Below are 15096 nucleotides of genomic sequence, written 5' to 3'. Positions count from 1 at the left end.
GCGTTTAGCCTTTCAAAACAATGAAGGCGGCTCCATCGGCGCCTGCCGCGCCCGGCGGCGCTTCAGCATTTGGGTAATCAGCCCGTAGCGCGGCCCGCCCAAAAAGGCCAGTATCAGAAATACGCCGGTCATTACCGCCATCATGCCACCGATGGAGACGTTGAAATGCACCGCGAGGAAATAGCCGGAAATGCTCGAGGCGATCGAGATCAGCGCGCCGAAAATGAACATCATCCACAGGCGGTCAGTCAGCAAATAGGCGGCGGAGGCGGGAACAATGGCAAAGGCGATGAACAGCACCGCCCCCACGGCGTCGAAGGCCGCCACGGCGGTGGAGCTGGTCAGCATCAAAAGTACATAGAACAGGATCGTCGGCATGAAGCCAAAGGTTTTGGCCAGCGCGGGATCGAAGGTGGCGAGCTTCAGCTCTTTATAGAAGAGCCCGATAAACGCGTAGTTGAGCAGCGTCATTACGCTCATCGAGACCAGCGCCTGGGGAATCGGCAGGCCGAAAAGCTCGACGGTATCCAGCCAGACAAACCCGATTTCACCCAACAGCACGGTGTGGGTGTCGATATGCACGTCGTGGGCGTAGATATTGAGTAGTAACACGCCAATGGAGAAGAGTGCTGGGAACACCAGTCCGATGGCGGCGTCCTGCTTCACCCGCTTGGTATTGGCCAGCGCCTCGGTGAGAAATACTGTCAAAAGCCCGGTCAGCGCGGCGCCGATGAGCTGCACCGGCCCGCTCTGCTGCTTGGTCAGTATCCAGACGATCACGATGCCGAACACGATCGAATGGCTGATGGCATCCGACAGCATGCTGTTGCCGCGCAGCACCAAAAACGTGCCCACCGCTGATGAGGCGATACCCACCATGGCGCCGACCAGAATGATGGGAAGCGCGGTACTGTTGAGAAGCTCTGCGATCATGGCGCGACCTCCTCGAACGTGGCGACCACCTGGCGCGCTTTTGCCTGCCCTGTTGTCGTCAGCCCCCAGTCCGCTTCACCTTGTGAGCGGGTCAGGTAGCCTTGGCGTTTTAACAGGGCAAGGGTGAGCCGTGCGCTCAGCGATAAACGCCGTGATGCAGGCCGGGCCGGGTGTTTATATAGCGTGTAGAGAAGCTGGCGTTTTTGAAGCTCGGCTTTCTGGCGGTAGTGTTTCATGATGCCCCATAAAAGCCCGCGCCCTGGCGCCAGCGCCAGCGACAGCAGCACGATGGCCGTGGCGGTTAGTACGATCAGCGGGCCGGTAGCAAGCCCGCGCGACAGCGTGCTGATCGTCGCGCCGGAGACTCCGCTGACGATACCCACGCCCGCCGCGATGGCAAGCATGGTGCCCAGGTGGCGGCTCCACTGGCGCGCGGCCGCCGCCGGGGCAACGATCATCGCCGCCATCAAAATGACGCCGACCATCTGCAAGCCGACCACCACCGCCAGTGCGACCATGGCGGTCAGTGTCGCCTCGATGGCCGTGGCGGGCATGCCAAGCGTTCGGGCGTACTCGGCGTCGAACGTGACCAGCTTGGCCTGCTTCCAGAAGGCGGCGAGCAGCGAAAGCGTTACCAGCGTCACGCCACCCATCACCCACAGATCCGAGCGCAGCGTGGCGGCGGCCTGGCCGAATAAAAAGGCCTCGAGCCCGCCCTGGGCGGCGTTGCTGGTGCCTTGAATGTAGGTGAGCAGCACGATACCAACGGCAAAGAAGAGGCTCAGGCAAACGCCTAGCCCCGCATCGGTTTTCAGGCGGCTTTTGCGGGTGAGCAGCAGCATGATCAGCGCTGCAAGAGAGCCGGTAGCAAGCGAGCCGATCATGATGCCGCCAATATCGCGGCTGCCGGTAATGATGAAGCTCAGGCATATTCCCGGAAGAGCCGCGTGGGAGATGGCGTCGCCCAGCAGGCTTTGACGGCGCAGCACCGCAAAGCAGCCCAAGGGGCCGCTGATCAGGCCCAGAAGCGAGGCGCCGATCACCACGTTTTGAAAGGTATAATCCGATAGAAGTTCGAGCCACTGCATGGGTCAGGTCACTTTTGAGGCGGGAAACGTTAATGACTCGTGGTCACCCAGCAGCGCGATCTGGCCGCCGTAGGCCTGGCGGAGGTTGTCGATCTTGAAAACGTCTTTGGCGTCGCCACTGGCAATCACGCGCACGTTCAGTAGCAATAGCCAGTCGAAGTAGGTACCGACAGTTTGCAGATCGTGGTGGACGACGATAAGCGTCTTTCCCGCATCACGCAGGCGGCGCAGTATATCGATGATCGCCCGTTCGGTGGTGGCATCGACCCCGGCCATGGGTTCGTCCAGAAAGTAAACGTCGGCCTGTTGCACCAGTGCGCGGGCCAGAAACACGCGTTGTTGCTGGCCGCCGGAAAGCTGGCTGATCTGGCGGTGGGCAAGCTCGCTCATGCTGACCATGTCGAGCGCGTCCATCGCCTCTTTACGTTCTCGGCGCCCGGGGCGCTTGAACCAGCCAAGGCGCCCGTAAAGGCCCATGGTCACCACATCGAGCGCGGTGGTGGGAAAGTCCCAATCCACGCTCGAGCGCTGGGGCACGTAGCCCACCCGCTTGCGCTGGGCGGCATAAGGCTTGCCGTGCACCAGCACCTCGCCGGAAAGCGATGGCACCAGCCCTAAAAGGCTTTTGATCAGCGTGCTTTTGCCTGCGCCGTTGGGGCCGACAATTCCCGCCATCACGCCCGCCGGGATATCGAGATTGATATCCCAAAGCACGGGCTGATTATGATAGCTCACGGTCAAATTGTTGATGCTGAGAGCGGGCTCGGCACTTGCAGATGTTACCATCGAGAGTATGCCCTTCTATCCCTGTTGGTCGAGCTGCCACTCGCTTGCCCAGTCATTGAGCTCATCGGGCAGTGGGGAAAGTGTGCCGCCGAGTGCGTTAACGATATGCTGGGTATTGCGGTAGATCATACCCATATAGGTGCCGTCGACGGTACCGTCATCGCCCATGGCGTCGGAATAAAGCTCGCCGCCAACCACAACGTCATGGCCACGCTGCTTGGCCGCGTCGATCACCGCCTGGACGGTGCGCGGATTGATGGTGCTTTCAACGAACACCGCCGGTACGTCGCGCTCTACCACACTCGTCGCCATGTTGCGGATATCGGCAATGCCGGTTTCGGTTTCGGTGCTGATGCCTTGAATACCTTCAACGTCGATATCGTAGGCGCGCCCATAGTAGCTAAACGCATCGTGGGCGGTCACCAGCACGCGCTGACTCTCGGGAATGGTCGCGATACTCTCCTTGACCCACTTGTGGAGCGCCAACAGTTCGGTCTGGTAGCGCTCGGTGTTGGCTTCAATAGTATCCGCGCAGTCGGGGCGCGCTCCAATAAAGGTATCGCTTAGCGTCGGCAGCGTTTGCGCCCAAAGCGAAACATCCATCCACAGGTGCGGATCGATGCCGTAGATATCCTGCGCGGTAATCAGCGATGAAGGGTCGATCGAAGAGGGCGCGACAGCAAGCGTCGGGGTGCGCGAAGAGAAATTTTCCAGCACCGAACCCAGCTGGCCTTCCAGGGCGTAGCCCGAGTAAAGAATCTGTTCGGCGCCGCGCAACAGCGAAACATCGCTGGCGCTGGCCTGGAAAAGATGCGGGTCGATCCCGGGGCCCATCATGGCCTGGACGCTAACGCATTCGCCGCCTACCTCCTGTGCCACATCGGCAATCATGCCAATGGTTGCCACCACGTTGAGGGGCGTTTCATCAGCCGCTGCCAAGGTACTGAAAGGCAGCATTCCCAATAGAATCACAGCATGTTTTGTTGCCATTATTAAGCTCCAGACTCGACATGAGGTAGATAGTAGACGAAGCAGTGTTACTCCGTGTAATCATTTTGCGCTGTGGAAACAAGTATAGCCTCGGCTAAGTTTGTGGCGCAAATAATTTAATGTCAAGCGGATAAACGTGCTGAGGTAGACTGAAATAGGCATGAGTTTATGAGGCAATAAGCGCAAATGCGCTATTAATGTATCGCTTTAGTTGGCCAAGGCATCAACGGGTCTTGCGCTGGCATCGTTCGATACTTGAAGGCATACCGATAGTGGCTATTCTGTGGCGCGTGTGAGTAGCGGGAAAGATAGAGCGAGAGGCGTAAATTGAGATTTAGATAAACCTGAGCTTCTGGCCCCAAGGGGGCCAGAAAGAGGGAGTGATAGAAACTGAGGTGTTACCTTGGCTGGTTAACCAGCCTCCGCTCCTGGAGCGGGCGCACAATCAGCCAATCAAGCAGCAGCATGACGATCAACGACGCGCCTACCAGCGGGAAAATCAATCCGCCTATCGCCAGAATGGCAATCAGACCCCGGAAAACGCGTTTGTCTGCCGGTAGTGGCGGTACGCCCATTGCGCGTGAGGGGCGGCGCTTCCACCACATTACTGCGGCCGATACCGCCAGCAGGATAATCGCCACGCACACGGTCAAAAAGAGCAGTTGGTTGGCCAGACCAAACTGCTGGCCCATATGCACGTTGATACCAAATTCCAACCAGCGACCCAGGGGCCCGTAATCGGAGTAGCTCATGTCGATCAAGCGCTCGCCGCTGTACTGATCAAGATGCACCACGCGCTGTTGGCTAAGGTCATTAGGATAGACTGATCCGGTGTACACGCCGGTCTCTGTGGTGGGCAGGCTGACCGCATAGCCATGATGCAATCCCAGCTCATCGAAGATGGCGACAGCGCCGTCAAGGCCAATGCTCGTTGCCTGGCCTGGTCCCTGTGTGGATTCTGGAATTTGTGCCTGTTCGAGTGACCAGTTTGTCGGGCTTTGCGCGTTTAAACGCGCTTCCGACATGGGCACTTCAACGCGCACACCAGAGGGGTAGCCGAAATTGTTACCGTTAGCCCACTGATTAACCTGCGCGCCCCACACGCCCGACCAAGGCATTCCGGTGATCGCCAGAAAGACGATAAACCCACCGACAAAAATACCCAGCACGGCATGCAGATCACGCCAGAACACGCGGCTTTTTGGCTTGCCGCGCACGCTAATCACGCCGCCTTTGCCTTTACGCCGTGGCCACCAGAGGTAAATGCCGGTGAGCACTAGCAGGGTTGCCCAGCCGCCGGCTATTTCAATCAGTTTGCGCGCTGTAGGTCCAAAGTATTTCAAACTGTGCAGATAGCGAACGGTCCACATCACCGTGCCGCGGTCATCCAGCGCCCCCAGCACATTGGCAGTATACGGATTGACGTAAACGGCTAACCGCTCGCCCGAGGCAGTATTCACTGTGATCTCCGCCGAGCTTTTCGGCGTGGCGGGGTCGGTGAATTTTACGGCAGTGCCAGGGTGAGCCGTAAGGGCTGCGCTTACCAGCGTAGAGGGAGGGAGCGTCGCCTCTTGAACGGCTACGCGCTTCACATCAGCGTGTATGAGTGCATCCAGTTCGTCCTTGAAAAGATAAAGGCCCCCAGTAATTGCCAGGGTGATCATGAACGGCAGAACCAGTAAGCCTGCGTAAAAGTGCCAGCGCCAAACGGCGCGATAAAGGTCGAAGGTCTTGCGTTGACCTTCTTGTGGGGGTGACGTGGTCGACATGAAGTCTCTCCAGACCACCAAGCATCTAGCCTGGTGGTTTAAGCGGTAAGGGTAAACAGGTGCTCTACTGAGCACCTGAGTGAATCAGAAACTGAAGTCGGCCCGTGCCCACACCATGCGGCCAGGCTCATTAATGCCGCGATCCAAATCAGCGGGATAGCCAAAGGCCGCATTACCCGCTAGATTCAAGTGTTCGGTGTAGGTGGTATCGAAAACGTTATCCACCCCCACACTTAGCGTTAGGTGGTTGCTTGCTTGATAGGCGCCGTTAAGCGAGAACACCCCGAAGCCTGACGACGATTCCAGATCCTGGCCGACGACATTGCCTTTTTCGAGCGCAATACGGTTTTGTGCCGCAACACCACGCCATAGGCCACCCACAGAGTAGTCATCGTGTGCATAGGACAGGCCGACCTTGGCTTCCAGCGGTGGGATCTGTGGTAATGCCTCATCGTCGTTGGCATTTCGCCCCCAGGCATAGGCCAGCGAGGCATTGCTTACCCAGTTGTCGGTTAGTTGATAGCTAGCGCCCACTTCGGCACCCGCAATCTGAGCATCAATGTTATCGATTTGAGTACCGCTCATGCCCGCGGTGTTGTAATCAAACAAGATGAAATCGTGAACGTATCCTGCATACCCGGACACCCATGCGCTTAAGCGCTGGTCGTTGTACTGCGCGCCGATATCCAGCTGGGTAGTTTTTTCGGGTTGAACACCGCCAAAGGCATTCAAACTACCGGCCGGACCTGCCTGACTAGAGCTCAATTCCCAGTAATCGGGAAAGCGTTCCACATGCCCGACCCCGGCATACCAGGTGACCGGTGCTGAGGCTAAATCCTGCTCATAGCGGATAAAAGCGCTGGGCAGAGTGTCGCGGCGGGTGAGGCCTGCGGTAGCTGTGTCCAGGCTTTCGTCACTGACGCGATAGCGGTCTACGCGGGCGCCGCCAATAAGACGGTCACGTTCATCGATAAAACGGGTGACTTCGCTGAAGGCGCCAAACTGGGTCTGCTCGTAGTCGGGCTGCCAGTGTTCGCCATCCAGATTGCGATGTACCTGATGCTCGACATCGACACCGGCCGTCCACGTGGTGTTTTCCCACTCCCACGTTGATGCGACGCGCGCGCTGCGGGTGCGACGGTCTAGCCGCATGGCCATGCCGTCACTCATGTCCATACCGCCATCCATATCCATGCCGCTGCCCATGTCCATGCCACCACCCATGTCCATGCCGCCGCCCATGTCCATGCCACCACCCATGTCCATGCCGCTGCCCATGTCCATGCCACCACCCATGTCCATGCTGCCCGGTGAGCGCAGCGTGAAGTTATCCATAATATGGTCGGCATAGGCATAGTTGGCCTGCATTTCCAGACGTTTCCAGTGTTCACCTAAATTCTCGCGCTGAAAACGGATGCCCACGGTTTCGCGCAGAAATTTGCTGCCATCCATACCTCGCCCGGCATAGCGCGCTTCGCCGTCTCCTCGGCCTGCGGTGACTTCAAGCCAGGTATCGTTGTCGGGTGTCCATCCAAGCGCTATGTCACCGTTCCACTTATCCCATAACGAGGGCACGGCGTTGCCATCGCCATCCTGATAGTCATTAGCTTCGGATTGATTGCCGGTAATGCGCAGGTAGCCGTCTTTATTGCCTAAAGCGGCATCAATGCGGCGATCAAAGCGCCCATAGGTACCCAGCATGACGCTGCCATCCACTCGCACACCGGCTTCATCGAACTCCTCCGGGCCGCGGTCAAAGCGCACCGTTGCCGCTGAAGCGCCGGGGCCCCACAGAACGGACTGCGGCCCTTTGGTGACGGTGAGGCTGTCGTAATTTTCAGGTGAGATATAAGACGTAGGCGCATCCATTCTTGCCGGGCAGGCGCCTAGCATTTGGCTGCCATTGGTCAGCACGCGAAGACGTGAGCCAAACATGCCACGGAACACCGGGTCACCGTTGGTGCCGCCATTGCGAATGGCAGAGAACCCAGGGATGGTCTGAAGATAGTCGGCGCCGTCGCTGGCAGGGGCCGGTTGCCGCGGTATACGCGGGTCGGTTTCCACCGTGAGCGGTGAGCTTAGCGGTACAGCGGTCACGACCATCGTGTTTAACGCATGATGATGCTCGTGGTGAGCGGCAGTCGCCTGTGCCCATACGCCTTGAGCAACAACGCTCGATGCGGCAGCGACGCTTAATGTCAGTACGTGTCGTTGAAAACGTTTTTTTAAGCGGGCAGGCGTAACGACGCCATGCCCAATAGTTAGATGCGGCATGATGATCCCTTTTTTGGGTGTAGACAGACGCCAGCCAGAAGCAAACTTCAGGCTAAAAAGGCTGACGATGTGGCGTTACACGATCCGAAAAAAGGGCGGAGCGCGCGTTAGCGCGTGGGGGTAGTTATCACAGGACTTTATAGCCTGCGTCGGTTGCGTCAGCAGCTTATTATGCGTAATAAACGCTTGTAAGCTGATCGGAGGGAGAGAGGTATGCGCCGTTGGGAACTGTTGCCAGATGGCACAGTAACCACATTGGTGGAACCAGTTAAATATCGGTTCTACTTCATCAGCATGGCCCGCATGGTGGTGGTTTGCTTGAGGGGCAGTATGTTGATGATGACCGCCGCCTTGATGGTTAGAGTGATGACTAGCTTCGTGATGTGCGTGATGTTGCCCATCGGACTGATACTGTGAAATCAGCGGCCCAACTAACAGCAGCTGCATCGCCACAAACGCCATACAAAGCGCAATGCGATACCAGAGCTTGTTTGCTGAGCATTGTAACTGCACGAAGCCATCTACCTTGGTGGGCAACAGACAAGCTGTTGACGGAGGATGGCCCAATAGTATCGGAAAGTTCCCAAATAAGAAGTGTTGGGCGTGTGGTCTTTTGACACACAAGGGGCGGTTAACTACTTGTTCTTTTTGGTGCGGCCGACCCTTTTAATGATCTTTTTTGGTGCAAAAAGCCGTTAGTGCTGATGGGTTATGACGGCTAAAACTTTGCAGCGATAGTAAAAGTCCACTTTTCACCATTTTGGCGCATTCCTTGCATTTGAAAGGCTATGACCTATTCAAAAGGATGCGATCGTCTTCCATGACCTTGCGCGAACTCGCTACACCGTCCGGCCACCGCTTTGATCAGGAACGCCACTGGGCGGCCTCACTGGCGCTGCGTTTTGCCAAGCGCGATGGCGCTACGCGGTTAATCCAGGCACGTCACCAGGGGCCACTTCGGGTCCAGCGGCCGTTTTATCCTGAAGGCCGCCAGGAGGCGTGCCATATCTACGTGCTGCACCCACCCGGAGGATTGGTCAGCGGCGATGCGCTCACCATCAAGGCGCACGTCGAGCAAGGCGCACATGCCCTGCTGACTACCCCCGCGGCGAATAAGCTTTATAAGGCTGACAGCCAGGGGGTTGCCTGGAGCCAGTGTACCGAGCTTGAGGTCGCCGATAGCGCAACGCTTGAGTGGCTACCTCAGGAAACCATTGCCTTTGATGGCTCTAAAGGTGAACAGCGTACGCATATTGATCTTCATGGTAGTGCTCGCTGTTTAGGCTGGGAAGTCATGGCCTTGGGTCGCCCCGCGAGCGAGTTGCCGTACTTGTCAGGGCGCATTGAACAGTTTTTTCGTTTGACGCTGGATGGCAAGCCGCTATGGCTAGAACGCCAGCCGTTAGACCCGTTACACCCGCGCTTTACGGGACGCTGGGGGCAGGGCGGCGCTACGGTGCAGGCCACGCTTTGGGCGGTGGGAATGAGTGATGCGCCAGCGGCGATTGAGGAGTTGCGTAATGCCCTGCCGGATAATCCACGCTGGGCGGTAACGGTGCGCCAGGGCGTTTTATTGCTGCGCTATCTGGGTAACTCGCGAAATGAAGCCTGGGCGTTGTGCGAACAGGCCTGGAAATTGCTGCGCCCGCGCTGGATTGAGCGTGAGGCCCATATTCCGCGTATTTGGTTAACTTAATCGACTCTGTTGGAGACGCTCTATGGAATTAACCCCAAGAGATAAAGACAAGCTGTTGCTGTTTTCCGCCGCCCAGCTTGCCGAGCGGCGCAAAGCGCGAGGATTAAAGCTCAATTATCCCGAAGCGGTCGCGCTGATCAGTTTCGAGATTATCGAAGGTGCCCGGGATGGTCGCAGTGTGGCTGATTTGATGAGCTACGGGCGCGAGATTCTTGGCCGTGATGACGTGATGGAAGGCGTGGCTGAAATGGTCGACGAAGTTCAGGTCGAAGCCACTTTCCCGGATGGTACGAAACTCGTGACTGTTCATACGCCTATCAACTAGTTATCAGCAACCAGCAATCAGCCATCAGGAGGCTGCCATGATTCCCGGCCCAATGATTCCAGGACAGTATCAGTTAAAAGAGGGTGATATCGAGCTGTGCGTAGGCCGCGAGCGCATCACGGTAGACGTGGCGAACACCGGCGACCGACCGATTCAGCTCGGCTCCCACTACCACTTTGCCGAGGCCAACCCGGCGCTCGTGTTTGATCGCGACAAGACCCGCGGTTTTCGCCTTGATGTCGCCGCAGGTACCGCGATCCGCTTTGAACCTGGCCAGACCCGTGAAGTCACGCTGATTCCGTTTGTGGGTAAGCGGGAAATCTATGGCTTTCGTGGCGAGGTAATGGGACCGCTGGACGGAGATAAACAATGAAACCGGGTAACAAGATTAGTCGGCAGGCCTACGCCGATATGTACGGCCCCACGGTAGGCGACCGGGTGCGCCTGGGCGATACCGAGCTGTGGATCGAGGTTGAAAAAGATGCCACCCACTATGGCGACGAGGTCAAATTCGGCGGCGGCAAGGTGATCCGCGATGGCATGGGTCAGAGCCAACGTAACGATGAAACCGTCATGGACACCGTCATCACTAACGCGCTGATTCTCGACTGGTGGGGCATCGTCAAAGCCGATGTGGGGCTACAGAACGGACGTATTGCTGCGATTGGCAAAGCGGGCAACCCTGACGTGCAGCCCGATGTAGATATCGTGATTGGCCCCGGCACTGAAATTATCTCGGGCGAAGGCAAGATCCTGACCGCAGGTGGCATCGACGCGCATATCCACTTTATCTGTCCCCAGCAGGTAGACGAAGCGCTGATGAGCGGTGTCACTACCATGCTGGGCGGCGGCACCGGTCCGGCCACCGGGTCGAATGCCACCACCTGTACGCCGGGCGCGTGGCACCTTGGCAAAATGCTTCAGGCAGTGGATGACCTGCCCATGAACATCGGCCTGCTGGGTAAAGGTAATGCCAGCCTGCCGGAAGCTTTGGAAGCCCAGCTGGAAGCAGGCGCCATGGGCCTCAAGCTTCACGAAGACTGGGGCACGACGCCCGCCTCGATTGATACCTGCCTGAGCGTGGCCGAGCGTTATGACGTGCAGATAGCCATTCACACCGACACGCTTAACGAATCGGGCTTTGTGGAAGACACTTTGGCGGCGTTTAAAGAGCGCGGCATTCACACCTACCACACTGAAGGCGCGGGCGGCGGGCACGCGCCGGATATCCTCACTGCGTGTTCCAAAGAGTACGTGCTGCCGTCATCCACTAACCCCACGCGGCCCTACACGGTGAATACTATTGATGAGCATCTGGATATGCTCATGGTCTGCCACCACTTGGACCCCAACATTCCCGAAGACGTGGCATTTGCCGACTCACGCATTCGCCGTGAAACGATTGCCGCCGAAGATATCCTGCACGATTTGGGCGTGATCTCGATGATCGCCTCCGACTCTCAGGCAATGGGACGGGTAGGCGAAGTGGTCTGCCGCACTTGGCAAACCGCGCACAAGATGAAAGTACAGCGTGGCTTGCTACCTGAAGACGAAGCCTTGGGTGCCGATAACCTGCGTGCCAAGCGCTATATCGCCAAATACACCATCAACCCGGCAATTACTCACGGTATCGCTCATGAGGTGGGCTCTATTGAAGTGGGTAAACTGGCGGATTTAGTGCTCTGGAAGCCGGCGTTTTTCGGTGTGAAGCCCTCGTTGATATTGAAAGGCGGGATGATTGCTGCTGCCCCCATGGGCGATCCCAACGCCTCAATCCCCACGCCCCAGCCGGTGCATTATCGGCGCATGTTCGGCGCTTTTGGCCGCGCGGCCAGCCAAACTCGGCTCAATTTTGTCAGCCAGGCGGCGATTGATGCAGGCCTCAAGGAGCGCTTGGGACTTCAGAGTGCGCTTGCCGCGTGCAAGAACGTCCGTGGGGTGCGCAAGAAGGATATGAAGCTCAACGACGCCTGCCCCGAGCTGACCGTGGACCCGCAGACCTATGAAGTGCGCTGCGACGGCGAGCTTTTGACCTGCGAGCCCGCCACCGAGCTGCCGCTGGCCCAGCGCTATCACCTGTTTTAGATGCAACCCCGGCAGTGCTGCGCACTGCATCGCTAGCTGAAGCTACTCCTACAGGGGGTGTGTGAGCTACTCCGGCGGGGGGTGCATGCACTTTAACCGGTAGGAGCTGAGTTCACTCGGCGATGGCGGCGTAGCCGCCCTTGGGTGGCGGGGCGCGGTGCATGGTGTTAGCCACCAACCCCGGCAGCGCTGCGCACTGCATCGCTAGCTGAAGCTGCTCCTACAGGGGATGCATGCACTTTAACCGGTAGGAGCTGAGTTCACTCGGCGATGGCGGCGCAGCCGCCCTTGGGTGGCGGGGCGCGGTGCATGGTGTTAGCCACCAACCCCGGCAGTGCTGCGCACTGCGTCGCTAGCTGAAGCTACTCCTACAGGGGGGGGGGCGTGAGCTACTCCGGCGGGGGATGCATGCACTTTAACTGGTAGGAGCTGAGTTCACTCGGCGATGGCGGCGCAGCCGCCCTTCGGTGGCGGAGCGCGGTGCATGGTGTTAGCCACCAACCCCGGCAGCGCTGCGCACGGCATCGCTAGCTGAAGCTGCTCCTACAGGGGGTGCAAGAGCTACTCCTACAGGGGGTGTGTGAGCTGCTCCTGCGGGGGCGTAGGCTCATTGCAAAGGCTCAACTCATTGGTCGATCAAGAGGTTAATTATGCTGAAACTGATAGAACGTTTAGGCCCGGTGGATGAAAGCGCAGCCAGCGATACGCTTACGTTACCCTTTGAACTTCGCACCCGCGGGCGCCTAAAAGCGGAAAGCGACAATGGCCAGGCGCTGGGGCTGTTTTTGGATCGTGGCCCGGTACTGCGAAGTGGCGAAGGCTTAAAAGCGGAAAGCGGCGAAGTTATTCGCGTGTGCGCTGCTATTGAGCCGGTGGTGACCGCACGAATAAGGAATGGCTTACCCTTGGCGCGGCTTGCCTACCATTTGGGCAACCGCCATGTGCAGCTGGCGCTGGGTGAAGACGAGCGCGGCGGTTGGGTACGCTTCCCACCTGATCACGTATTGGAGGAACTGGCTGTGTTGCTGGGCGCGACGCTTGAACACCACGAAGCCACGTTTGATCCAGAGCCGGGCGCCTATAATCAGATAGGCGGACATGGCCACTCGCATTCTCATGCTCACGATCACGACCATCCGCACGAGCATCATCATGCTCACTGAGCAGGCTGCAACGGGAGACTTGGCGCTGTTGGGCTTGTTGCAGCTGGTTAGTCCGGCGCTGCCCATTGGTGCCTTCGCATTCTCTCAAGGGCTTGAGAGTGCCTTTGAACTTGGCTGGGTAAATGACGAGTCCAGCCTGGCGGAGTGGCTCACTGGCGTACTGGAAGATGGCCTGACGCTTTGTGAGTTGCCGCTGATTGCCCGCTTGTACCATGCTTTTGAGCACGCCGACCGGGATGCGATAGCTCAGTGGGATGAATGGCTGGCCGCTACGCGAGAAACCGCTGAGCTGTCTGCTGAAGATAGCCGCCTGGGCGCTTCATTAAAGCGCTTGCTGGGAAGTCTTGAGCTATTGCCAAATGGCTTACTACCGCCCCATGCAGGCTATGTCACGCTCTTTGCCTTTACCGCGCACATGCGGCGCGTGCCTTGCCGCCAGGCGTTACTTGGATTTGGCTGGGCGTGGCTTGAAAACCAGCTGGCAGTTGCCTGTAAGGCCCTGCCTTTGGGCCATACCGCTGCTCAGCGGATAACAGAGCAGCTGCGACCAGCACTGGTTAGCGCTGTTGATAAAGCGTTACTGCTTGAAGATAACGCGCTTGGCCCCGTATTACCTGGGCTTGCGTTGGCCAGTGCCCTGCATGAAACCCAATATTCACGACTGTTTAGAAGCTAGGAGATACTTACCATGACTCACTGTTTACGTATTGGTGTAGGCGGCCCCGTCGGCTCCGGGAAAACGGCGCTACTCAAGCAACTCTGCCTGGCGCTGCGCGACTATTACGATATTGCTGTGGTGACCAACGATATCTACACCCGCGAAGATGCTGACTTTTTGCTTAAGCATGACGCCTTGGCCGCTGATCGCATTCTGGGCGTCGAAACCGGGGGGTGTCCGCATACGGCGATTCGTGAAGACGCCTCGATGAACCTGGCGGCTATCGATGAATTACAGGCGCGCCATCCTAAGCTTGAGCTGGTATTGGTAGAGTCTGGGGGAGATAACCTTTCTGCGACGTTTAGTCCCGAGCTTTCTGACCTCACGCTTTATGTGATTGATGTCTCGGCGGGAGACAAAATTCCGCGTAAGGGTGGGCCGGGGATTACCAAGTCGGATCTACTAATTATCAACAAGATCGATATCGCCGAGCAGGTGCACGCGTCGTTAGAGGTAATGGAGCGTGATTCAAAGAAAATGCGCGGCGAGCGGCCCTTTGTATTTACCAACCTTTACGATGGCGTAGGGCTTGAAGAGATTGTTCGCTTTATTCTTGATAAAGGAATGCTGGATGAGCGGCGCCCTCAGGCAGCGCTGGCGTAGTGGTTGAAACGCTGTCTTTGAACGTTCGCTGTTGAAAATCCGCTGCGGGACAGCCGCTATTGAGACATGGCTGCCAAAGTAACGTGACGTTAAAAAGTAAAATGCAGTGCAATAAAAAGCTGCCATGACCAGGCGGTACAAGGTCATGGCAGCTAAACTGTAGGTCGGCATCTTTGCCAAAAACGGGCCATCCTTGGCCACCACATCCACACAGTGCACCTTATGCTCGGTAAACACCTTAACTTGGGTTATGGAAACAGGTTTATATTCTAAAATAGCAACTAGTAGACTCGAAATGTCCGATTTTTAACGGAAATAATGATTTTTATTAACTTTTGCTAAAACCATTGAGCTTCTCGTGTAAGTCGCTGTGGCAAGACTAAAAGCTAATGTTATTGAGCTTTTATTGTGATGTGCTAACGAGAGACTTGCTGTTCTGATAGCCGGGTAGCCAGCAGTGTTGCAGCGCGGCGTGCCAAGGGGGAAAACTCCACGCTCTCAAGTGCCAGGCTGGCAACAAGGCGCTGCTTCATTGAGCGTGCCCAAAAGGTTTCCAGGTGACGGCAGATAGCCGCTGCTGCTGCCTCTTCATCACGGCCGTTGCCCAGGTTGGTAGCGATTTGGTTTGTCATACGGACTAAATTGGCATCGTTGTTGTTTGACATA

The 15096-nt window shown here is 57.4% G+C and carries 15 protein-coding genes; 8 read left to right on the top strand and 7 right to left on the bottom strand.

Translation table 11 applies throughout. The annotated features are described in order from the left end of the window. Positions 1 to 12: 12 nt before the first annotated feature. The 6 genes from ACT3R4_RS07385 to ACT3R4_RS07360 all read right to left on the bottom strand — a co-directional run bounded on the left by ACT3R4_RS07385 (position 13) and on the right by ACT3R4_RS07360 (position 7840). Positions 13 to 933 carry a metal ABC transporter permease gene (locus ACT3R4_RS07385; protein WP_087110707.1) on the bottom strand — a complete coding sequence of 307 codons (921 nt, stop codon included), beginning with the start codon at positions 931 to 933 and terminating at the stop codon, positions 13 to 15. Continuing rightward, a complete protein-coding gene (locus tag ACT3R4_RS07380) occupies positions 930 to 2021 on the bottom strand; it encodes a metal ABC transporter permease (protein WP_192538644.1) in 1092 nt (363 codons plus the stop codon). The genes ACT3R4_RS07385 and ACT3R4_RS07380 overlap by 4 nt, the downstream gene beginning before the upstream one ends. Positions 2022 to 2024: 3 nt before the next feature. Next, positions 2025 to 2807 carry a metal ABC transporter ATP-binding protein gene (locus ACT3R4_RS07375; protein WP_087110711.1) on the bottom strand — a complete coding sequence of 261 codons (783 nt, stop codon included), beginning with the start codon at positions 2805 to 2807 and terminating at the stop codon, positions 2025 to 2027. A 15-nt stretch (positions 2808 to 2822) separates the two neighbouring features. Beyond that, positions 2823 to 3797, bottom strand: a complete 975-nt coding sequence (locus ACT3R4_RS07370; protein WP_192538643.1) for a metal ABC transporter solute-binding protein, Zn/Mn family — start codon at positions 3795 to 3797, stop codon at positions 2823 to 2825. 398 nt (positions 3798 to 4195) lie between these two features. Then, positions 4196 to 5566 (bottom strand): PepSY-associated TM helix domain-containing protein, encoded by a 1371-nt coding sequence (locus ACT3R4_RS07365; protein WP_192538642.1) that lies wholly within the window; start codon positions 5564 to 5566, stop codon positions 4196 to 4198. An 84-nt stretch (positions 5567 to 5650) separates the two neighbouring features. Further along, entirely contained in the window at positions 5651 to 7840 is a 2190-nt protein-coding gene (locus ACT3R4_RS07360) for a TonB-dependent receptor domain-containing protein (RefSeq protein WP_193057258.1), read from the bottom strand. Positions 7841 to 8053: 213 nt separating this feature from the next. Here ACT3R4_RS07360 and ACT3R4_RS07355 point away from each other — a divergent pair, with 213 nt between their 5' ends. The 8 genes from ACT3R4_RS07355 to ureG all read left to right on the top strand — a co-directional run bounded on the left by ACT3R4_RS07355 (position 8054) and on the right by ureG (position 14430). Then, entirely contained in the window at positions 8054 to 8257 is a 204-nt protein-coding gene (locus ACT3R4_RS07355) for a hypothetical protein (protein WP_253926969.1), read from the top strand. 403 nt (positions 8258 to 8660) lie between these two features. Continuing rightward, positions 8661 to 9536: an urease accessory protein UreD gene (locus tag ACT3R4_RS07350; protein WP_192538640.1), complete on the top strand. Its 876-nt coding sequence runs from the start codon at positions 8661 to 8663 to the stop codon at positions 9534 to 9536. A 22-nt stretch (positions 9537 to 9558) separates the two neighbouring features. Further along, positions 9559 to 9861, top strand: a complete 303-nt coding sequence (locus ACT3R4_RS07345) for an urease subunit gamma (RefSeq protein WP_172116959.1) — start codon at positions 9559 to 9561, stop codon at positions 9859 to 9861. A gap of 52 nt (positions 9862 to 9913) precedes the next feature. After that, positions 9914 to 10234: an urease subunit beta gene (locus ACT3R4_RS07340; protein WP_172117035.1), complete on the top strand. Its 321-nt coding sequence runs from the start codon at positions 9914 to 9916 to the stop codon at positions 10232 to 10234. Beyond that, entirely contained in the window at positions 10231 to 11946 is a 1716-nt protein-coding gene (ureC, locus tag ACT3R4_RS07335; protein ID WP_192538639.1) for an urease subunit alpha, read from the top strand. Before ACT3R4_RS07340 ends, ureC begins: the two co-directional genes overlap by 4 nt. A 650-nt stretch (positions 11947 to 12596) precedes the next feature. Then, complete coding sequence (gene ureE / locus ACT3R4_RS07330) at positions 12597 to 13109, top strand: urease accessory protein UreE (protein WP_172116961.1); 513 nt, start codon at positions 12597 to 12599, stop codon at positions 13107 to 13109. Beyond that, complete coding sequence (locus tag ACT3R4_RS07325; protein WP_193056618.1) at positions 13099 to 13785, top strand: urease accessory protein UreF; 687 nt, start codon at positions 13099 to 13101, stop codon at positions 13783 to 13785. The genes ureE and ACT3R4_RS07325 overlap by 11 nt, the downstream gene beginning before the upstream one ends. 12 nt (positions 13786 to 13797) lie before the next feature. Then, positions 13798 to 14430, top strand: a complete 633-nt coding sequence (gene ureG, locus ACT3R4_RS07320) for an urease accessory protein UreG (protein WP_087110734.1) — start codon at positions 13798 to 13800, stop codon at positions 14428 to 14430. A gap of 416 nt (positions 14431 to 14846) precedes the next feature. Here ureG and ACT3R4_RS07315 read toward each other — a convergent pair whose 3' ends face one another. Continuing rightward, positions 14847 to 15095, bottom strand: a complete 249-nt coding sequence (locus ACT3R4_RS07315; RefSeq protein WP_193056619.1) for a formate dehydrogenase subunit delta — start codon at positions 15093 to 15095, stop codon at positions 14847 to 14849. Position 15096 lies beyond the last annotated feature (1 nt).

The sequence above is a fragment of the Halomonas sp. AOP7-E1-9 genome (assembly GCF_052376035.1).
In the GTDB taxonomy this organism is placed as follows: Bacteria; Pseudomonadota; Gammaproteobacteria; order Pseudomonadales; family Halomonadaceae; genus Vreelandella; species Vreelandella citrativorans.
This window is presented reverse-complemented; position numbering and strand designations above follow the sequence as displayed.